Consider the following 19,854-nt stretch of genomic DNA (forward strand, 5'->3'; position numbering starts at 1 on the left):
CTGCGGATCGCCCCACAGCCCGGCCCAGCGTAGCCCGAATCCGGCGGCGATCCGCGCCGCGGCGCCCCAATCCGGCGGTGCGAGCCGCAGGCGGTAGGCGGGGGGCAGCGCCGTGGCATCGCCCCCGAGCGCGCACACGCCCTCGCCGGCCAGGCGGGCCTCGAACTCGGACAGCCAGGCGAAGCGGGTCATAGCAGGCGGCTCCCGGTGATCAGGTGGGTCGCCTCGTCGAGCCAGCGCGCGAGCGGGCCGGGGATCGCGAGACCGAGCCACAGGACGAGCCCCAGGTGGATGTAGACCGGCACCAGGTTGGCCGGCACCGGCCGCTGGCCGGCCGGGGCGGCGCCGTAGACCATCGGGTGCAGGTGGCGGAACAAGCCGGCGAAGGCGATCGCCAGGCCCGAGAGCAGTGTCAGCGCGAGCCAGGGCTGAGACTGGATGGTCGCCGTCAGCAGCAGGAACTCGCTCGTGAAGACGCCGAACGGCGGGAAGCCGGCGATCGCCGCGACGCCGATCAGCAGCGACCAGCCGACTGCCGGCTGGGTGCGGATCAGGCCGCGGATGTGGTCGATCGACTGGGTGCCGGCGATGTGGGTCGCATGGCCGACAGTGACGAAGATCGCCGACTTGGTCAGCGAGTGCACCAGCATGTGCAGCAGGGCGCCGAAGGTCGCGAGCGGGCCGCCGAGGCCGAAGGCGAAGGTCATCAGCCCCATGTGCTCGATCGACGAGTAGCTGAACAGCCGCTTGATGTCGCGCTGGCGGTGCAGGAAGAGCCCGGCGACGAGGAAGGAGACGAGGCCGAAGCCCATCAGCAGGACGCCGGCCAGGTGCGGCGTCGCGGTGCCGGCGAGCGAGCCGTCGACGAGCATCTTGAGGCGCACGACGGCGTAGAGGGCGACGTTGAGCAGCAGCCCCGAGAGGACCGCCGAGACGGGCGTGGGGCCCTCGGAGTGGGCGTCGGGCAGCCACTGGTGCATCGGCACCAGGCCGACCTTGGTGCCGTAGCCGACCAGCAGGAAGACGAAGGCCAGCGCCATCACCTCGGGCTGGAGGCGGTCGGCGACCTCGAAGAGCGCGCTCCAAGTCAGCCCGGCGACCGGGTCGGCGAGGACGTGCTGGGCGGCGAAGTAGGTCAGCACGGTGCCGAACAGCGCCAGCGCGATGCCGACCCCGCAGAGGATGAAGTACTTCCAGGCCGCCTCGACCGCCTCGGGGGTGCGGTAGAGGGACACGAGCAGCACGGTCGCGAGGGTCGCCCCCTCGACGGCGATCCAGAGCACGCCCAGGTTGTCGGTCGTCAGGGCCAGCAGCATCGTGAACATGAAGACCTGGTACATGCCGTGATAGAGCCGCAGCTGCCACGGTTGGATGCGCCCCGAGGCGCAGACGTGGCGCATGTAGGGGCGCGAGAAGATGGCCGTCGTCAGGCCGACGAAGGTCGTCAGCACGACGAGATAGACGTTGAAGGCGTCGACCCGCAGCCCCAGGCCGGCGATGTCGCCGTGCTGACCCACTTGCCAGGCGAGCGCGACGGCGGCGGCGAACGAGACGGCATCGGCGGCGACGTTGAGCCAGCCGGCGAGCCCCGCGTGGCGCAGCAGCGCGAGGACCAGCGCCGCGATGAGCGGGGTCGCGAGGACGACGAGGAGCGCGGTCACGGCGTCTCCCCGGTCCGGGTCTCGGTCTGGCCTTCCGGTTGGGTCTCGGTCAGGCGGTTGAGGCGGTCGACGTCGAGCGAATCGATGCTCTCGCGGATCTGGAAGAAGAAGACCCCGAACAGGACCATCGCCACCAGTACGTCGAAGGCGACGCCGAGCTCGACGAAGAGCGGCATCCCGCCGGTCGTCGAGACCGCAGCCAGGAACAGGCCGTTCTCGATCGACATGAAGCCGAGCACCTGGGCCACCGCCTGCTGGCGCACCACCATCATCAGGAGCCCGATCAGCACCACGGCCAGGCTGATCGCGACGATGTTGCGGGTGAAGGTCAGCTCCTGGGCGACCATCGGCAGGACCAGCCAGTAGCTGAAGATCACGAGCGCGACCGCCGCCATGATCGCGAGCGTCGGCCAGCGCAGCGCCTCGCTGTCGCGGGCGATCTGGAGCCGGCGCACTAGGCGATGCAGCATCCAGGGGATCAGCAGGGCCTTCAGGGCCAGCGTCAGCAGGGCCGAGAACCACAGGTGCGAGGACTGCTCGGCCTGGGCGACGATCAGGGTCAGGGTCGCGATCAGCGCGCCCTGCCAGGCGAAGGCATGGATCGCCGAGACGAGTCGCGCCTGGGCGAGCAGCACGAACGAGGTGAAGAGGACGAAGGCCGCGACCAGCAGCATCCACTGCTCGAGGGGCGGCAGCTCGGCGAGCGTCATGCCCCGACCTCCAGGATCACGTGGCTGAGGAGCCCGAGCAGCCCGAGCAGCAGCGCCAGGTTGAGGAAGGCCGGCACGCGGAACAGGCGCATCTTGGCCAGCACCGTCTCGGCGACCGCGAGGGCGACGCCGAGCACCGCGAGCTTGACGAGGATCGCCGCCAGGCCGAGGACGAGCGCCGCCGGCGCCAGCCCCTCGGCGATGCCCCAGGGCAGGAACAGGTTGGCGATCAGGGCCCCGTAGAGGAGCAGCTTGACCTGCGCCGCCCACTCGAGCAGCGCCAGGTGGCGGCCCGAGTACTCCAGGACCATCGCCTCGTGGACCATGGTCAGCTCCAGGTGCGTGGTCGGGTTGTCGACCGGGATGCGTCCGGTCTCGGCGAGGCTCAGCAGGATCAGACCGCCGAGGGCGAAGACGAACGACGGGCGCGGTACGAAGTCGGCCGCGAGCTGGTAGTCGATGACGCCCGACAGGCTGGTGCTGTGGGCCGTCATCGCGAGCGTGAAGATCACCATCAGGAGCGCCGGCTCGGCGAGCGCCGCGACCAGCATCTCGCGCGAGGCGCCCATGCCGCCGAAGGCGGTGCCGACGTCCATGCCGGCCAAGGCCAGGAAGACCCGCGCCAGGCCCAGCAGGCCGACGAGGACGATCATGTCGGCGATGGTCGTGGTCGGCAGGCCGAGCGCGACCAGTGGCACGCTCGCGGCGGCCAGCCAGATGGCGGCGAAGATCAGGTACGGGGCGAGGCGGTACAGCGGCGAGGCTGTATGGGCGACCCGCACCTCCTTGGCGAAGAGCTTGTAGAGGTCACGGTAGGGCTGTACGAGCGCCGGCCCACGCCGGTTCTGCAGCCGCGCCTTGACCTTGCGCACCCAGCCGATCAGCAGCGGCGCCGCCGCGGCGTAGAGGAGCGCCTGGGCGACGGCCATCGCCCAGGTGAGCGGCGTCATGAGATCAGCCATAGCAGCACCAGCAGCGTCGCCAGGGTCCAGCCGAGGTAGACGCGGACATTGCCGGACTGGAGCCGGGTCACGCGCCGCGCCGCCGCCTCGACGGCCCGGGCCACCGGCTGGTAGAGGAGCCCCCAGGTGCGGTCGGCGATCGCTAGGCGGTAGCGGCGTCGCCCGTCCTCCAAGGTCTCGACCGTCTCCTCGACGCGGAACAGCAGGGCGAAGACCCGCCGCAGCGGCTGGGCGAAGGCCGTCGCGCCATACTGCATCCGTGCGCTGGGTGGGGCGAAGCCGCAGTCCCAGGGGTCGCAGCGGCGTAGCCGCCCGACCGCGCCCCACTGGCGGCTCCAGAACACCAACACCACCAGCACCGCGAGGACCAGCAGGACGAGCGGCGCGCTGTAGCTCGCCGTCGTCGGCGAGACCGGCGTCAGCCACAGCCAGCCGAGCGCCGTCGCCTGGGCGACGCCCTGGCCGAGCAGTTCCGTCGGGATCGGCGCGAGCAGCGCGATGACGCCGCTCGGCAGCACGCCGAGGGCCAGGCAGCCCAGGGCCAGCAGTCCCTGGCCGACGCGCATGCTGAGCGGTGCCGGGCGGGCACGGCGCACGTGGCGGCTGCGCGCCTGGCCGAGGAAGGCGACACCGAAGGCCTTGACGAAGCAGGCCGCGACCAGTGCCGCCGTGAGTGCGAGGACCGCGGCGACGATCGCGATCAGGCTGCGCAGGACGCCGCTCTCCAGCTGCCAGGCCTGGAGGGCCACCTGGAAGGTCAGCCACTCCGAGACGAAGCCGTTGAACGGCGGCATGGCGGCGATCGAAAGGCAGCCGACCAAGAAGAACCAGCCGGTCCAGGGCATGCGCCGCAGCAGGCCGCCCATCTGCTCGAGGTCGCGCTCGTGGGTGCCGTGCAGGATGGCCCCGGCGCCGAGGAACAGGAGGCCCTTGAAGAGCGCATGGTTGAGCGTGTGGTAGAGGGCCGCGACCAGGGCCAGTGCCGCGGGCAGCGTGTGGTCGGTAGCGAGAAAGAGCAAGGCGAGGCCGAGGGCGAGGAAGATGACGCCCAGGTTCTCGATCGACGAGTAGGCCAGCAGCCGCTTGAGGTCGGTCTGCATGAGGGCGTAGAGGATCCCCATCAGGGCCGAGACGCTGCCGAGCGCCAGGACGACGACGCCCCACTGCCATTGAGGCGGGCCGAGCAGGTCGAAGACGAAGCGGATGAAGCCGTAGACGGCGACCTTCAGCATCACCGCCGACATCAGCGCCGAGATGTGCGACGGGGCGGCCGGATGGGCCTCGGGCAGCCAGGCGTGCAGCGGCACCAGGCCGGCCTTGAGGCCGAAGCCGAGCAGCGCGAGCGCGAAGGCGAGGCTCGCCCAGGGGCCTTCCAGCGCGGCGGCGCGCAGCGCCGCGAACTCGAAGCTGCCGGCGAAGGCGGCCAGCACGCCGAAGCCGAGCAGGATCGCCAGCCCGCTCAGGTGGGCCATCAGCAGGTAGAGGAAGGCGGCGCGGCGGTTGGCCGGCTGTTCGTGCTGGAAGGCGACGAGGAAGTAGGAGGCGAGCGACATCGTCTCCCAGGCGATCACGAAGACGAAGGCGTCGTCGGCCAGCACGACCAGCAGCATGCCGGCGAGGAACAGGCCGGTGAAGCCGCCGAGGACCGGCAGCGGGTCGCGGCCGTGCTCCAGGCCGCGCACGTAGCCGATGCCGTAGACGCCGACGGCGGTCGTGACGCCGCCGATGACGACGAGGAACAGGCCGGCGAGCGCATCGAGGCGCAGGTGCCAGGGCAGCCAGGGCAGCCCGAGCGGCAGCTCGGCCGTCGCCGCGCCATCGCCGAGCAGGGCCGCGCCGCCGCCGAGCAGGGCCACGCCGCCGGCCGCGGCGAGCAGCGGCATCCCGAGGATGCGCAGCAGCGCCGGGCGCCGGGCGCTCGCGAGCGAGATCAGGGCCGAGAGCAGCGCGAGGGCGATCGCGAGCCCGGCGAAGGTCAGCGGGGCCGGCGGTGTCATCGTTCGGCGGCCGGGTCCTTGAGGCGCACGCCGCGCCCGCCGCCGGCGCTCGTCGCGCCATCGCCGATCAACTCCAGGCCGGCGCGCTCCAGGGCCTCGACGACCTTCACCAGCGAATCGACATGGCCACGGATCTGCCCGTCGCTCGCCTCCATCCGCTGGATGGTCGGCAGCGACAGGCCGGCGAGGCGCGCGAGGGCGCGCTGATCGATCCCGAGCAGGGCCCGGGCGGCGCGGAGTTGTGGGGCCGTGATCATGTCTGAGGCATCAGTTCTCCGATCTGATGCGTTAGCTTACCGCGGCGGATCGGGACCGGCAAAGGGCCTCGCGTGGCGGTAATCCCACGGCCGCTGATGCGCGCCCGGGCGGGCCCAGATGCCGCGCCGCTGGCGGCGCGCCTCGCTCTCGGCCTCGGTGAAGCGGGGGTCCGAGCAGTAGCGATCGTAGACGGCGGCTTGGCCGGCGCGGACCATCGCCAGGTTGACGGGCTCGTTGCCCGCGGGGTCCGTGACGAGGACGACCAGGCGGTCGTAGCGGTCGGTCTCGATGACCCGGATCTCGACCTCGGGCGGGACGAGTCGGCGCAGGTAGTCGCGGCTCGCACGGCCCCAGGGGTGCTGGCCGATCTCGGGGGCGTCGATGCAGTAGAGGCGCGTCTCGCGGGTCTCGCCGGCGCAGACGAGGCGCAGCGAGTCGCCATCGCCGACCGCGGCGACCCGGCACAGGGTCGCCGCGGCGGCGAGCGTCGGATGCGCGAGGCCGAGCGCGACGGCGAGAAGCAGCGCCCGCGGGGTGCGCGTCAATTGACGGCGGTGACCTCGAGCGAGGCGAGCTGGAGCGGTGCGCCCGACTCGGTGCGGTAGAAGCGATGGCGACCGATCAGGGTCGTCGGCTCGAAGGCCTCGGCCCAGCTCGGGTGGACGTAGGTCGCGTGATAGTGGGTCGCCCCGCCCGTCGGGTCGGGGGCGAGGCCGAGCAGGCTGCGTCGGGCCGTCTGTTGGGCCAGCTGCCAGGCGCGCGTCTCGGTGGGCGTGTCGTCGCGCCCGTCGCACCACCAGGAGAACTGGCAGCGATGGCGTGCCTCGCCGCCCTGTTGGACGACCGCGCAGATCGAATCCGGATAGGCGCTGGAGTCCACACGGTTCAGGGTCACGGCGGCGACGGCCAGGCGCCCGATCTCAGGCTCCGAACGGGCCTCGTGGTAGATGTTGAGCGCGAGGCACTCGAATTCCTCGTCGTCGACCGGCGATTGGGTCTTGAGCATCGCCGCCGCGAGCGCCGCATAGTCGATCTGGACGGTCGGGGCCACGCCCGAGCCGCTGGCGAGGAATAGGGTGGCCCCGATCGCTGTCGAGCGAAGTATCGTGAGCATGGTTTCGAATAATTGGCGAATCAATAATGATGCCATCCTACCCAGATCCTGAGAATGCTACTAGGCAAAGGCGTCAATAGTCGGGATTCGTTATGTTTTTCAATGGCAAAGAATTGCCTTTCATTTCCCGCTCGGCCTGCGGGCGGGGGTCTTGAGCCGTTCGGTGCCGCGTCGGGACACCTCGAACGATTGCCATCCGGGCGGTCGCTCTTGGCGGGGCCTCCTTGCCCCGCGCGGGCACCTCGAAACATTCCAGGTGCCCTTCAGCGAGGGTTCAGGTTGCTGCACCTAGGATGATCGCCAACGATGACGGAGAGGTCCGCTCGCCGTCGTCGCACCTCAGAGGAGACCGACGATGTCCAGACCTCGATTTGCCCTCAGTCTCTCGGCGATCACCCTGTTCGCACTGCTGTCGGGTGCGTCCACGATCGCCCTGGCCGACCGGCACGACGACCGCGGCCGCCGCGATGGTCCGCCGCCGAAGGGCTTCGTGAAATACGATTCCAAGTACCGCGACCGGTACGGGCACTACCCGCCGTCCCACCATTGGTCGCATGGCGACTACGACCGCTGGCATCACCGTCCGCCGCCTTGGTATCGCGTGCCCCCGCCGCGGATGTATTACAAGTCCTACAAGGGCTACAAGCCCTCCGCGGGCCGCTACCGGCTCGGCGATGGGGTCACCATCATCCTGGGCGACGCCAAGCGTCGATAGTGTCCGCCGTGCCGGCCGACAGGCTTCGTCATGCCGGGGGGCTCGCTCGGGCCCTCCCGGCGCCACCCAGGCACCACACGGCCGGGCGATGCCGATCCCGTCGGTTTCTGTGTTAGATTTCCATCCAATGGTGCGCGCTAAGACATGACCTTGCCGACGATGAAGACCGTCCTCGTGCTGATCGCGACCTTGGCCCTCAGCGCCATCGGGGATCCGGCGCTGGCGCGCCGCGACGGCGGCGACGGTCGCCCGGAGCGTCGCCAGGATGCCGGCTTCTCCGCCGGCGAGGCCGCCGATGCGGCGCGTCGCAAGACGGGCGGGCGCGTGCTCTCGGTCAAGCCGGACCGGGACGGCTATCAGGTCCGGATGCTGACCCCCGAGGGCGAGGTGCGCCATGTCTTCGTCCCCGGCCAACGCCGCTGACGCGGGTCCCTGCCGATGCGCGTGCTGATCGTCGAGGACGAGGCGATTCTCCGCCACCAGATCGGCGAGCGGCTGACGGTGGGCGGATTCGTCGTGGAAGGCTCCGGCGACGGTGCCGAGGGCCTCTATCTCGCGACCGAGTACCCGTTCGATGCCGCGATCATCGACCTCGGTCTGCCGAGCCTCTCGGGTCTGAAGATCATCCGCGAACTACGCGCGCAGGGCAGCCTGCTGCCGATCCTGATCCTGACCGCGCGCGACCGCTGGCAGGACAAGGTCGAGGGGCTCGAGGCCGGCGCCGACGACTATCTGACCAAACCCTTTCAGATGGAGGAGTTGGAGGCGCGCCTGCGCGCGCTGTTGCGCCGCGCGCTGGCGAGTACCGATCAGGAGCTGCGCTGCGGGCCGCTGCGCCTGGACCTCAAGGCGCAGCAGGTCTGGATCGACGGGCGGGCGCTGGAACTGACGGCCTTCGAATACCAGTTGTTGGAGCGGCTCGTCACGCAGCGCGGCCGGGTCCTGTCGAAGCGCGAGCTCGCCGACCACCTCTATCCGCACGATCAGGACCGCGATAGCAACGTCCTGGAGGTGCTGATCGGGCGGCTGCGCCGCAAGCTCGACCCCGATGGCACGCTCGCCCCGATCGAGACCCTGCGCGGGCGCGGCTACCGCTTCACGCTCGGCGCCTGAGCGGTGCGCTCGCTTCAGGCCCGGATCTTGCTCGGGGCGACCTTCGTCCTCGTCTTGTTCCTGCTGCTGACGCACCTGGCCCTGGATCAGGCCTTTCACGACGCCGCCCGCACCGCGCGCGAGGAGCGCCTGCTCGGTCAGATCTACCTGCTGATGGCGGCCGCCGAGTTCGAGAACCGCCGCGTCGTGCTGCCGCAGGACCTCGTCGAGCCGCGCCTCAACCTGCCGGCCTCGGGGCTCTACGCGCGGGTCTTCGACGCGACCGGCGAGACGGTTTGGGCCTCCGCCTCGGCGATCGACGCCACCCGCCCGCCGTTTCCGGTGGCGCTGAGTCCCGGGGCGCGCCGCGCCGCGATCCAGCGCGACGAGGCGGGGCAGGGCTATCTGACCCAGGGCTTCGCCGTCCTCTGGGCCGTCGGCGACCAGCGCGAGGTCCTCACCTTCGCCGTCGCCGAGGACCTGAGTGCCTTCGAGGAGGAACTCGGCCGCTTCCGCGCCAGCCTCGCGACCTGGCTCGGGGCGATGGCCCTGCTGCTGCTCGCCGCGCTGCTCGCGGCGATGCGCTGGGGGCTGCGGCCACTGCGTCGCGTCGCCGCCGAGGTCGCGGCGATCGAGTCCGGCGCCCAGGCCGAGTTGCGCGGCACGTACCCGCGCGAGCTGCACAGCCTGACCGACAATCTCAACGCGCTCCTCACCCATCAGGGCGCCCAGCAGCGGCGCCTCGACCACGCCCTCGGCGACCTCGCCCACAGCCTCAAGACGCCGCTCGCGGTGCTGCGCGCGAGCGTCGAGGAGACGGCCATGGCGGGCGAGGCGCGTGCCCTGATGACCGAGCAGCTCGGGCGCATGGATCACCTGGTCGACTACCAGCTCCAGCGCGCCCGCTCCGGGGCCGGGGCGGCCGCGGGGCTCGCCCCGCCGGTGGCGATCCGCCCCGTCGTCGACCGCCTCGTCGCGGCGCTGACGAAGGTCCACCGCGACAAGGCGCTCGAGGTGTCGATCGACTGCGACGACCGGCTCTCCTTTCGCGGGCCCGAGGGGGACCTGATGGAGGTCGTCGGCAACCTGCTCGATAACGCCTGCAAGTGGTGCGCCCGGCGGGTGCGCATCGGGGTCGTCGGCGAGGGCGGGCTGGCGATCCGGGTCGAGGACGATGGCCCGGGGATCCCATCGGGGCGGCGCGAGGCGCTGCTCGAGCGCGGCGCGCGGGCCGATGAACTGGCCCCCGGCCATGGCATCGGGCTCGCCGTCGTGCGCGAGCTCTGCCTCGCCTATGGCGGGCGGCTCGGCATCGAGGACAGCCCGCTGGGCGGGGCGCTGATCGAGGCGCGGCTGGCGCGCTGAAGGACGGGTGCCGACGGTTGCCCGGCCGCGCGCCGCGATGCCACAATGACGGCCGTTACGGCCTACCGTACCCACCGCGAGACCCACGATGGAAGTCCTCGGCTATTCCCTGCTCGCCGCCGCCGCGCTGCTGTGGCTGGTCGCCGCGGTCATCGGGCTCGTCGAGGTGTTCCCGATCGGTCTCGTCGGTCTGATCGCCCTCCTCGGGATCGGCCTGTTGTTCGTCAAGGCCCTTCGGGAGCGGCGGCGCAATCGCGAAGACGATTACTACTCGACGCACATCGACCAGTAGCCTGCGATGCAGATCACGACCCAGGACGAGTTGGCCGAGCACGAGATCGTCGAGACGCTCGGCCTGGTCCGCGGCAATGCCGTGCGCACCCGTCACCTGGGCAAGGACATCCTCGCCGTGCTCCGCGCCCTGATCGGCGGGGAGGTCCCCGAATATACGAAGATGCTCGCCGAGTCGCGCGAGCAGGCGATCGACCGGATGTGCGCCCAGGCCCGATCCCTGGGGGCTGATGGCATTGTCGCGATGCGCCTGACGACGGCGCCCGTCATGCAGGGCGCCGCCGAGATCTTGGCCTATGGTACTGCGGTCCGCCTCCGGGCCCGCCGCTCCCCGGCGAGCGGGTCCGCGCCCTGAGCACGAGGTCGTGATGTCGTTCCCCAGGCCCCTGATCCTCTTGCCGCTCATCGCCCTGGTCGGCGGCTGCGTGGCTACGAGCGCGACGACCCCCGAGAAGGATCCCGATCTGCTCCCGGTGCGCTGTCTCGACGAGCCCGATCTGGATGTCTGCCCCGGCCGTTCGGTCGGCTACTTCTACGACTATCGGGACAATAGCTGCAAGCCCTTCATGTACGGCAATTGCCGGGTCAAGGTCCCGTTCGCGACCCAAGAGGAGTGCATCCAGGTCTGCGGCGCCAGCCGTTGAGCGGGTGGCTCGCGGTCGGTCGGGGGTCCGGCGGTCGACCTCTCGATCGGCTATTCTCGAAGGGCGGCCTTGTGGCCGGTTCTGCGCGGCTCCGGGGGCAGGGCGTATCCCGAGTGATCGCCAGCGGCGCTCCAGCCGCTGATCGACCTGGGGTGCAGCGAGTCTTCAGGGGACCTTGAAAAATTGCCATCCGGGCAATTTTTCAAGACGCGAAGCGACAATGCGAACTCCGCTTCGCTTCATTTTCAGTCGTTTAGGCGACTGAAAATGGCGGGGCACCTTGACCCTTGCGGGGCATCCGCCACTCGATCGGTCACAGACACCCGCGGCGGCCATGAAATTTCCGTACGGTCTGAGCGACTTCGGCACCCTGATCGGCGAGGGGTATTGGTATCAGGACCGCGCCGACCGCCTCGCGGCGATCGAACAGGCGGGGCGGCAACTGATCTTTCTGCGTCTGCGTCGCTTCGGCAAGAGCCTACTGTTGTCGATGCTGGAGCACTACTACGATCTGAACCGGGCCGAGCAGTTCGAGTCCCTGTTCGGTCGGCTCGCCGTCGGGCGCGAGCCGACCCCGCTGCGCAACGCCTATTTCGTCATGAAGTGGGACTTTTCGCTGGTGCCGGCCCATGGCGAGATCGCCGACATCGAGGCGGCGGTGCATCAGCATCTCAACGACTGCATCCAGGACTTCGCTCAACGCTATCGTGGGCGGCTGTCCACTACGATCCAGATCCGACCGGACAACGCGCTCTCCTCGTGGCGCGCGGCGCTGTCGGCGGTCGCGCAGACCCCGCACAAGCTCGATCTGCTGATCGACGAATACGACAACTTCGCCAACGAGGTCTTGATGGCCGCTCGCGACGGCAGCCGCGAGCGTTATCGAGCATTGCTCTACGGTGAGGGCTTGCTGAAGTCCGTCTTCAAGGCGGTCAAGGCGGCTGCCGGGGGGCTGGGGCTCGATCGGGTCTTCATCACCGGGGTCTCGCCGGTCGTGCTGAGCGACATGACCAGCGGTTACAACGTCGGCGAGAACATCTACCTCGAGCCCGATTTCAATGACTTGTGCGGCTTCACCGAGCCCGAGGTCCAGCGGGTGCTGGTACAGCTCGCGGCGGACGGCGCCGGCTGGTCACCGGCCGAGGCGCTGGCCACGATGCGCACCTTCTACAACGGTTACCGCTTCAGCGAGGACGCCGCCGAGAGTCTCTACAACCCGACGCTGAGTCTCCATTTCCTCAAGGCCCTAGGACAGCATGGCCGCTATCCCCGGCAGATGCTCGACGAAAACCTGGCGATGGATCGCAACAATCTCACCTACATCGCGGCCCCGCCCCAGGGCGAGGCGTTGTTGATCGAGGCCCTGAGCGGCGACGATCGGGTCCTGATCCCGGAGTTGGTGCAGCGCTTCGGGGTCGAGGATGTGCTGGCCGCCGTGAAGGATCAGCCCTTCATGGCGTCCCTGCTCTATTTCTTCGGCATCCTGACGTTGGCCGGGCTGACCTCCTTCAACGAATGCGTGCTGCGCATCCCCCACCTGGTTGCCCGCGGGCTCTATGTCGAGCGACTGCGCGCGCGTTGGCTGCCGCAGACCGGCTTGGACCGAGCGCTCGCCCCGGCGATTCGCCGGCTCGGTCAGCAGGGCGATCTCGCGCCGTTGGCCGATCTCATCGAGCAGGGCTATTTCCGGGTGCTCTCCAACCGCGACTATCGCTGGACCAACGAGCTCCTGGTCAAGTTCGCCTTCTTGACGCTCTTGTTCGACGACCGGCTCTACATGGCGGTCTCGGAGCTGGAGACCGACCGCGGCTATGCCGATCTGGCGCTGATCGTGCGCCCGGACATGCGCCGTTTCGAGGCCCTGGACCTGCTGCTGGAGTTCAAGTACCTCGGGCTGAAGGGGCTCGGGTTGAGCAGGGAGCAGGTGCATAGCCGATCGCGCGAGGCGCTGGCGGCCCTGCCGGCCGTGGCGGCGAAGCTCGACGAGGCCGCCGCGCAGGCGGTCGATTACGGCGCGACGCTCCGGGCGCGCCACGGACTGAAGGATCTGCGTGCCTTCGCCGTGGTCGCCCTGGGGGTCGAGCGGCTGGTGTGGCGGGCGCTGTGAGGGAGGATTCGCGAACGACCGGCACGACTTCTTGGACGCACCGAAAGACGCGAAACACGCGAAAAGGCTGTATAGAGACGGGGCATCAGCCTTTCTTGGCGCCTTTCGGATTTTCTTGTCGTTCGCGCGCTCCTGTCGATTTTTTCTTCCCCGATCCCAAGTAGGCGTCGGGGCTGTGCCGTCGCAACGTTTGGCAGGGCATCGGCGTTTTGGGTCCAGCCGACAGCGGGCGCTGCCGGACTCGACCTTCGCACAGAGGGACGAGAAGGGCACCCGCGGCGCGGATTTCCGGTCGCTCGAACAATCCACAACGCGAGGAACTGACGGAGAAGGCCATGACCAACATCGTCGAATTGCTCGGTGACGAGGCCCAGGACCTGCTGGGGCACGAAAGTCGGGGGATCCCGAGGGACCTGCTCCACCTGCCCGGACCCGACTTCGTCGATCGCGTGATGATGGATTCGGACCGCAAGCCCGGGGTCCTGCGCGGCTTCCAGACCCTGCTCGGGCACGGGCGTCTGGGCGGGACCGGCTATCTCTCGATCCTGCCGGTGGACCAGGGCGTCGAGCACTCCGGCGGGGCCTCGTTCGCCCCCAACCCCCTGTACTTCGACCCGGAGAACATCGTGCGTCTGGCGATCGAGGGCGGCTGCAATGCGGTGGCCTCGACGCTCGGGGTGCTGGGCTCGGTGGGGCGGCGCTATGCCCACAGGATCCCGTTCCTCGTCAAGCTCAACCACAACGAGCTGCTCACCTACCCGACGATCCACGACCAGACCCTCTGGGCCTCGGTCGATCAGGCCTTCGACCTCGGGGCCGTCGCCGTCGGGGCCACCGTCTACTTCGGCTCCCTCGAGTCCCGCCGCCAGATCCAGGAGGTGAGCGAGGCCTTCGCCCACGCCCACGAACTCGGGATGGTCACGGTCCTCTGGGCCTATCTGCGCAATGCCGCGTTCAAGCACGAGGGGGTCGACTACCACGAGGCCGCCGACCTCACCGGCCAGGCCAACCACCTCGCGGTCACCATCGAGGCCGACATCGTCAAGCAGAAGCAGGCCACGCGCGACGGCGGCTTCACCGCCATCGGCTTCGGCAAGACGCACCCGCGGGTCTACGCCGAGCTCTCCGCCAGCCACCCGATCGACTGGGTGCGCTACCAGGTGGCGAACTGCTATCTGGGGCGGGTCGGCATGATCAACTCCGGCGGGCCATCGGGGAAGGACGACCTGCACCAGGCGGTGCGCACGGCCGTGATCAACAAGCGCGCCGGCGGCATGGGCCTGATCTCGGGGCGCAAGGCCTTCCAGAAACCGATGGCCGAGGGCGTGCAACTCCTCCATGCGATCCAGGACGTCTATCTGTCGCCCGAGGTGACGATCGCCTGACGGGTACCTCCAAAGCTGGCCATCCAAGCCATTTTTCAGGACGGGGCATCCTCGCCCCGCGCGGGCACCTTGAAATCTTCAAGGTGCCCTGCAAAGGGACCAGCGCCGGGCCGGGGCGACGAAGGCGCCGGTTGATGAAACAGCGCAGAGCCAGGGTCCGAACCAAGAGGGGGCGTTCGTTAACCCAGCCTTGGCTAGCCGCGGCAGGTCGACGGAAGCCAGGCCCGTTTCACCGGCGACACATCGCGTGGCCCGCAGGACCAGGCGATCCCGCCGTCGAGTCCGCGCGTGTCGGCAGTGAACATGATCTGGTTGGACTGATAGCTCATCCCAGCGAACTGCTTGGGATCCATTTTCACGATGATGCGGATCGCCGGGTTGTTCTCTGTATTGTATGGCGTGCCTGGTACATTGTTGATCTCGATGGCGATGACATAGGGCGACTGGCGCCCGGGCGTTGCGAAACTGCTCAGTTCCGAGTTGAGCGGGAGACGCCCGTGTTGGGCATGGAACTCTGCGACATCGCTCTTCAGGCCGCCGAAGACCATGAAGGCTTCGGTCATCTTGGCGCGGTTTACAGAGTCTTGGTACTGGGGCACGGCAATCGCGGCCAGGATGCCGATGATCGCGACCGCGATCATCAGTTCGATCAAGCTGTAGCCGCGGGCTGTTCGATGGTGCATCGTCTCGTCTCGCTGGAGAATCTGTTCGGTGCGGCTTATGCAGGAGGCATGCCGCTCCGCGACCGCTGTCGATGCGTCCTTTCCGCGTAGGCACTTACGAAAGTTCGCATCCTCGATGACGTTTCGGTGGTGACCGGATCGGTCAGAAGATGACGGGTGCGTCCTGGCGCCCGAGTCGCGGTCAAGGCCCGGGCGAGAGGCTGATGGCGTTCGCGAGCGGTGCCGTGGGGAAGATGACCGGATCACCGCCGGTTCGTCCTGTAGCAAGGATCCGCCTCTCGCCCTGTTTCATGCCTTCATTTGCCCATGCGTCCCGCCGTCTGCCCGATCTGCGGGCGACGACGGCGCCTGTGAGCGATTCGCGTTGCCCGACGACCGGGCGCACCTACGGTTTGGGCCATCGCATCGGCTGACGACGGTGGGGTATCGATGCTCGCGGGGGCGTCGATCCCGTTGGTCGTCGCCTCCAGGGGGCATCGCCGGGCGTCGTCGTCCGTCCGGCCTTGCGTAGCGTAGCGTTGTATACAAACAGCCATAACGATGGTTGGGATGCCGACGTCTGGAGCGGTTTGTGGCCCCGGCGTCGTCAGGAGTTTCAGCGCGAAATCGCCTTTTTAACAGTGTTTTATCTATTGCTTCCGTGTGTCTTGATCGAGTGTGGCATGGTTTTGGCCTCCGTGTGCTCGGGAACAATCCAGGGGCGGGCGTCGCTGTGTTCGGCGTTATGTAAGCATAAACATAACGAAAAGGGTCTGCCGATCATCGGCCGCGATTGTGACGACTTGGGGCCGGGTGGCGGGGGGTCTGTGCGGCGCCGTGGGCGACGTCGTGGCCGCCGGGTCCCACGTCGTCTTCGTGTACAGCGAGGCAGCAGCCATCTACAACTCGATTGGGGGAGATTTTGCCGTGGTACGTCACCGTCCGTTGGAACAGGCCGTTGGCCTGGCACTCTTGGGCCTTACGCTTGGGGCGCAGGCCGATACCGGGGGTTCGGTCTACGAGCTGGGCACGGTCAGCGTGACTGCCTCGTCGTTCGAGACCGAGGAACTGGGCGAACTGGGCGAACTGGGCGGCGACCAGGTCGCCTCGGTCGTCACCCTCGAGGAGATGGCGCGCTACAACCGCACCGATGTCGGCGATGCCCTCGACCTGCTGTCGGGGGTGACGCTGTCGAACAACTCGCGCAACGAGAAGACGGTCTATGTGCGCGGCTTCGACGTCCGTCAGGTGCCGCTGTTCATCGACGGCATCCCGGTCTACGTCCCGTACGACGGCTACATCGACTTCAACCGTTTCACGACCGCCGACCTCTCCGCCGTCCAGGTCGCCAAGGGCTTCAGCTCGGTCGCCTACGGGACCAACGCGCTCGGCGGGGCCATCAACCTGATCACGCGCAAGCCGCAGGAGGCGCTCGAAGGCGACGTCACCCTCGGCCTTGCCGACGGTCACGAGCGTTCGGCGAAGGTCAACGTCGGCAGCAACCAAGGGGCCTGGTACGTCCAGGCCGGGGTCTCGTGGCTCGACAGCGACCATTTCCGTCTGTCCTCGGACTTCGACGCGACCCCCACCGAGAACGGCGGCGCGCGGGACAACTCCTATCGCCGCGACGAGAAGGTCTCGCTGAAGGTCGGCCTGACGCCCAACGCGACCGACGAGTACGCGCTGAGCTATTACAGGCAGAACGGCGAGAAGGGCCAGCCGCCGTCGACCAACCCGGATTTCGCGCGCTACTGGCAGTGGCCGTACTGGGACTCCGAGGGCCTCTATTTCATCTCCCGCACGGCGCTCGGCGACCAGGAGGCGATCAGGTTCCGACTCTATCAGACCGAGTACGACAACGAGGTGCGCTCCTATACGGACGATACCTACGGCACCCTGAAGACCTCGGGCCGGGGCAGCGTCGGCCCCGCCGGGCGCAGTCGCTACGATGACCGCATCCGCGGCGGGTCGATCGAGCTCGAGTCGCGCCGCTTCGACCGCCACCACCTGCGCCTGATCGCGCAGCTCAAGCAGGACCAGCACAAGGCCGACGACACCTTCGAGACCACCGAGCACTTCGAGGACACCCTCATCACCTGGTCGGCCGAGGACAACATCGCCCTCGCCGAGGGGCTGATCCTGTCCCTCGGCGTCGCCTACAGCGAGCTGGAGGCCGACAAGGTCGACAAGGCGAGCGACCCGGTGCCCAAGCCCGACGGGCAGTCGGCGACCAACGCCCAGGCCGGTCTCTTCTGGGACCTCGAGGGCGTCGGCCGCCTCTACGCCACGGTGGCCGGCAAGACCCGCTTCCCGACGCTCAAGGACCGCTACTCGCTGCGCCTCGGCACCGCCGTGCCGAACCCGGACCTGGAGGCCGAGCGCTCGATCAACTACGAGCTCGGTTACAAGGGCGAGCCCTGGCCCGGCGCGCGCGCCGAGGCCGCGGTCTTCCTCAGCGACGTCACCGACCTGATCCAGCGTGTCGACGACGTCGAGGGCGACAAGTACCAGATGCAGAACGTCGGCGAGGTGCGCATCACCGGCCTGGAGCTCGGCCTCACCGCGCCCGTCGGGCGGCACTGGGAGCTCGGCGGCAACCTGACCCTGCTCGATCGCGAGAACCGCAGCGACCCCGACACCCGCCTGACCGGCGTGCCCGAGCGCAAGCTGACCGCCCATGCCCTGTTCCGTCCGACCGACCGGTGGGAGGCCGTGCTCTCGCTCCAGTACGAGGACGAGCGCTGGGAGTCGCAGACCGAGCGGCTCGACGGCTTCGTCACCGCCGACGTCAAGCTCGGCTACGAGGCGGTCTCGAACCTGGTCATCGAGGCCGGGCTGACCAACCTGGCCGACGCCGACTACGAGTTGGCGGACGGCTTCCCGAACCCCGGGCGGATGTGGTTCGTCAACACCCGCTACAGATTCTGATCGACCGTGCGCCCCGCCGGCCCGCGGTCGGTGCCGCGGGCGGGCCATCCATCGAGCTCGAGGAATACCACCATGTCCAGATCCCTGCCCAGATCCCTGACCAGCGTCCTCGCCGGCCTGCTGCTCCTCGCCATCGCCACGGCCGCGGTCGCGGCCTTCGATGGCGGTGCCGCCTCGCACCGCTTCGTCTCCCACACGCTGACCGTCAAGGGGGCCGTTGCGACGCCGCAGGTCCTCCAGATCGGGGACCTGCGCGGCTTCCCACCCCAGCAGATCGAGGAGGTCGCGATCATCTGCCAGAGCGGCGCCAATGTCGGCACCAAGGAGCACCTGCGTGGCGTCCTGCTGACCGACATCCTGAACCGCGCCGAGCTCCGGGCGGCCAATCCGCGCGACCTGCGCAAGATGGTCGTGATCGCGAAGGCGACCGACGACTACAAGGCCGTCTTCTCCTGGGCCGAGCTCTTCAACTCGCCGCTCGGCGCCGGCGTCGTCGTCTACTTCGAGAAGGCTGGCCAGCCGCTCGACGACGCCGAGGGGCGCATCGCGCTCGTCTCGACGCAGGACGCCCGCACCGGGCCGCGCCACGTTCGCTGGCTGACCGAGATCGAGGTGCGCCAGGTCGCCGATTGATCCAAGCCGGCCCCGCGGGGCGTCGCCGGCGGCGTCCCGCCCACAACGAAGGACATCCGATGGAGCTCTCCTACCTGATCCAGCTCGCCAACCACTCCGGGGGCATCCTCTACGTGCTGCTGGGGCTGGGGGCGGTGGTGCTGACCGTCGTCGCCGAGCGCACCTGGGTGCTGCGCACCTTGACCCGCCGCGGCGAGGCCCTCACCCGGGCGCTCGCCGCGCTGGCTACCGGCGACCGGACCGGGCTGCGGGGCGTCCAGCAGGCCCTCGCGCCCAGCCTCCACGGCGGCCTGATCGAGGCCACGCTGGCCTGTGGCACCGTCCCCGTCGAGCAGCTCGGCCAGCGTCTGGAGGAGGTGATCCTGCGCCACGCGCCGCTCCTCGACCGGCGGCTGTGGCTCCTCGACACCAGCGTCACGCTGGCCCCGTTGCTCGGACTGCTCGGCACCATCATCGCCATGTTCCACGTCTTCAGCGCCCTGGTCGACCCGAACGCGCCACCGACCCAGGTCACCGGCGGCGTCGCCGAGGCCCTGATTGCGACCGCCGCGGGTCTCCTGATCGCCGTCGTCGGCCTGGTCTTCTTCAACGCCCTCGGCGAGCGGGTACGGCTCGTCCTCCATCAGTTGGAGACGCAGAAGGTCATCCTCGTCAATCGCTTCGCCGCCGATCCGAGGTCGGTGTCGGTCGCTGCCGGAGGACCCCGCTGATGCGCTACCTCGAGCGCCGCAAGGCCCGCATCGAGATTGTGCCGATGATCGACATCATGCTGTTCCTGCTGGTGTTTTTCATGATGATGACGCTCCACATGATCCCCGCCAGCGGGATCGCCAGCCGCCTGCCGGCGAGCACCAGCGCCGAGCGGCTCGAGCGGCCGCAGCTGGTGATCGCGCTGGCCGCCGACGGGACCATCACCGTCGACGGCGAGCCGATGGGCCTGGAGCAGCTGACGACCCGGCTGCTCGCCGATCCCGAGGCGCGCGTCCTGATCGCCGGGGCCGACACGGCGGCGCTCGGCGACCTGATCGCCGTCATGGATACCTGCCGCCACGCCGGCATCACCCGGATCGGCCTCGCCACCCGCGAGCCCAGCGCATGAGCCGACCGCTCTCCCCGCTGCCGAGCCTCCCGCTGTGGGTCGCGCTGCCACTGGCCCTGCTCGCCGAGGCGGCCGTCATCGTCGCGCTCACGAGCTGGAACGCCGCGCCCGCGTTGTCGGGCCCGGCCGGGGATGTCATCGAGGTGAGCCTGGCCGGCGAGGCGACCGATCCGGAGCCTGCCGCCGAGGTCGAGCCGGCCCCAGAGCCGATCTCCGAGTCGGCGCCGGCGC

General features: G+C 69.1%; 21 protein-coding genes and 2 pseudogenes. 14 read left to right on the plus strand and 9 right to left on the minus strand.

The window, feature by feature from the left end; all coding sequences use genetic code 11:
- From CKO41_RS15680 to CKO41_RS15715, 8 genes and pseudogenes are all read right to left on the minus strand, one after another.
- Positions 1 to 192 (minus strand): annotated as a pseudogene (locus CKO41_RS15680) (Ni,Fe-hydrogenase III large subunit); the annotation flags it as partial.
- A complete protein-coding gene (locus tag CKO41_RS15685) occupies positions 189 to 1,661 on the minus strand; it encodes a hydrogenase 4 subunit F (RefSeq protein WP_200382990.1) in 1,473 nt (490 codons plus the stop codon). The pseudogene CKO41_RS15680 and the gene CKO41_RS15685, both read right to left, overlap by 4 nt.
- The gene (locus CKO41_RS15690; protein WP_200254954.1) at positions 1,658 to 2,371 is read right to left on the minus strand and encodes a formate hydrogenlyase; all 714 of its coding nucleotides are present in this window, start codon (positions 2,369 to 2,371) and stop codon (positions 1,658 to 1,660) included. Before CKO41_RS15690 ends, CKO41_RS15685 begins: the two co-directional genes overlap by 4 nt.
- The gene (locus tag CKO41_RS15695) at positions 2,368 to 3,333 is read right to left on the minus strand and encodes a respiratory chain complex I subunit 1 family protein (RefSeq protein WP_242464375.1); all 966 of its coding nucleotides are present in this window, start codon (positions 3,331 to 3,333) and stop codon (positions 2,368 to 2,370) included. The genes CKO41_RS15690 and CKO41_RS15695 overlap by 4 nt, the downstream gene beginning before the upstream one ends.
- A complete protein-coding gene (gene hyfB, locus CKO41_RS15700; protein WP_200382991.1) occupies positions 3,318 to 5,330 on the minus strand; it encodes a hydrogenase 4 subunit B in 2,013 nt (670 codons plus the stop codon). The genes CKO41_RS15695 and hyfB overlap by 16 nt, the downstream gene beginning before the upstream one ends.
- Positions 5,327 to 5,587, minus strand: coding sequence for a helix-turn-helix domain-containing protein (locus CKO41_RS15705; RefSeq protein ID WP_200252618.1), 261 nt, complete (start codon positions 5,585 to 5,587; stop codon positions 5,327 to 5,329). The genes hyfB and CKO41_RS15705 overlap by 4 nt, the downstream gene beginning before the upstream one ends.
- 36 nt (positions 5,588 to 5,623) lie before the next feature.
- Positions 5,624 to 6,133 (minus strand): thermonuclease family protein, encoded by a 510-nt coding sequence (locus CKO41_RS15710; RefSeq protein ID WP_200252616.1) that lies wholly within the window; start codon positions 6,131 to 6,133, stop codon positions 5,624 to 5,626.
- Complete coding sequence (locus tag CKO41_RS15715; RefSeq protein WP_200252614.1) at positions 6,130 to 6,702, minus strand: cell wall hydrolase; 573 nt, start codon at positions 6,700 to 6,702, stop codon at positions 6,130 to 6,132. The genes CKO41_RS15710 and CKO41_RS15715 overlap by 4 nt, the downstream gene beginning before the upstream one ends.
- Positions 6,703 to 7,057: 355 nt before the next feature.
- On the opposite strand from CKO41_RS15715, the gene CKO41_RS15720 reads away from it, so the two are divergent.
- From CKO41_RS15720 to CKO41_RS15760, 9 genes are all read left to right on the plus strand, one after another.
- Positions 7,058 to 7,417, plus strand: a complete 360-nt coding sequence (locus CKO41_RS15720) for a hypothetical protein (RefSeq protein ID WP_200252612.1) — start codon at positions 7,058 to 7,060, stop codon at positions 7,415 to 7,417.
- Between the two features lie 144 nt (positions 7,418 to 7,561).
- The gene (locus CKO41_RS15725; protein ID WP_200252611.1) at positions 7,562 to 7,840 is read left to right on the plus strand and encodes a PepSY domain-containing protein; all 279 of its coding nucleotides are present in this window, start codon (positions 7,562 to 7,564) and stop codon (positions 7,838 to 7,840) included.
- 15 nt (positions 7,841 to 7,855) lie between these two features.
- Positions 7,856 to 8,530 (plus strand): response regulator transcription factor, encoded by a 675-nt coding sequence (locus tag CKO41_RS15730; protein ID WP_200252609.1) that lies wholly within the window; start codon positions 7,856 to 7,858, stop codon positions 8,528 to 8,530.
- Positions 8,531 to 8,533: 3 nt separating this feature from the next.
- On the plus strand, positions 8,534 to 9,874 hold the full coding sequence (locus CKO41_RS15735; protein ID WP_200252607.1) for an ATP-binding protein: 1,341 nt from the start codon (positions 8,534 to 8,536) through the stop codon (positions 9,872 to 9,874).
- An 88-nt stretch (positions 9,875 to 9,962) separates the two neighbouring features.
- On the plus strand, positions 9,963 to 10,166 hold the full coding sequence (locus CKO41_RS15740; RefSeq protein WP_200252603.1) for a hypothetical protein: 204 nt from the start codon (positions 9,963 to 9,965) through the stop codon (positions 10,164 to 10,166).
- A gap of 6 nt (positions 10,167 to 10,172) precedes the next feature.
- Positions 10,173 to 10,520 carry a YbjQ family protein gene (locus CKO41_RS15745; protein ID WP_200382992.1) on the plus strand — a complete coding sequence of 116 codons (348 nt, stop codon included), beginning with the start codon at positions 10,173 to 10,175 and terminating at the stop codon, positions 10,518 to 10,520.
- Positions 10,521 to 10,533: 13 nt separating this feature from the next.
- Positions 10,534 to 10,809 carry a BPTI/Kunitz-type proteinase inhibitor domain-containing protein gene (locus tag CKO41_RS15750; protein ID WP_200382993.1) on the plus strand — a complete coding sequence of 92 codons (276 nt, stop codon included), beginning with the start codon at positions 10,534 to 10,536 and terminating at the stop codon, positions 10,807 to 10,809.
- Between the two features lie 334 nt (positions 10,810 to 11,143).
- Positions 11,144 to 12,916 (plus strand): AAA family ATPase, encoded by a 1,773-nt coding sequence (locus CKO41_RS15755; RefSeq protein ID WP_200382994.1) that lies wholly within the window; start codon positions 11,144 to 11,146, stop codon positions 12,914 to 12,916.
- Positions 12,917 to 13,251: 335 nt separating this feature from the next.
- The gene (locus CKO41_RS15760; RefSeq protein WP_200382995.1) at positions 13,252 to 14,301 is read left to right on the plus strand and encodes a class I fructose-bisphosphate aldolase; all 1,050 of its coding nucleotides are present in this window, start codon (positions 13,252 to 13,254) and stop codon (positions 14,299 to 14,301) included.
- 194 nt (positions 14,302 to 14,495) lie between these two features.
- Here CKO41_RS15760 and CKO41_RS15765 read toward each other — a convergent pair whose 3' ends face one another.
- Entirely contained in the window at positions 14,496 to 14,984 is a 489-nt protein-coding gene (locus tag CKO41_RS15765) for a pilin (RefSeq protein WP_200252592.1), read from the minus strand.
- A gap of 906 nt (positions 14,985 to 15,890) precedes the next feature.
- Here CKO41_RS15765 and CKO41_RS15770 point away from each other — a divergent pair.
- From CKO41_RS15770 to CKO41_RS15790, 5 genes and pseudogenes are all read left to right on the plus strand, one after another.
- Positions 15,891 to 17,891 carry a TonB-dependent receptor domain-containing protein gene (locus tag CKO41_RS15770; RefSeq protein ID WP_200382996.1) on the plus strand — a complete coding sequence of 667 codons (2,001 nt, stop codon included), beginning with the start codon at positions 15,891 to 15,893 and terminating at the stop codon, positions 17,889 to 17,891.
- 72 nt (positions 17,892 to 17,963) lie between these two features.
- Positions 17,964 to 18,524 (plus strand): molybdopterin-dependent oxidoreductase, encoded by a 561-nt coding sequence (locus CKO41_RS15775; protein ID WP_200252588.1) that lies wholly within the window; start codon positions 17,964 to 17,966, stop codon positions 18,522 to 18,524.
- A 59-nt stretch (positions 18,525 to 18,583) separates the two neighbouring features.
- On the plus strand, positions 18,584 to 19,234 hold the full coding sequence (locus tag CKO41_RS15780; protein WP_200382997.1) for a MotA/TolQ/ExbB proton channel family protein: 651 nt from the start codon (positions 18,584 to 18,586) through the stop codon (positions 19,232 to 19,234).
- Positions 19,234 to 19,623: an ExbD/TolR family protein gene (locus CKO41_RS15785; protein WP_200382998.1), complete on the plus strand. Its 390-nt coding sequence runs from the start codon at positions 19,234 to 19,236 to the stop codon at positions 19,621 to 19,623. Before CKO41_RS15780 ends, CKO41_RS15785 begins: the two co-directional genes overlap by 1 nt.
- Positions 19,620 to 19,854, plus strand: a pseudogene (locus tag CKO41_RS15790) (energy transducer TonB); the annotation flags it as partial. The gene CKO41_RS15785 and the pseudogene CKO41_RS15790, both read left to right, overlap by 4 nt.

Source organism: Thiococcus pfennigii (genome assembly GCF_016583835.1).
Taxonomy (GTDB): domain Bacteria; phylum Pseudomonadota; class Gammaproteobacteria; order Chromatiales; family Chromatiaceae; genus Thiococcus; species Thiococcus pfennigii.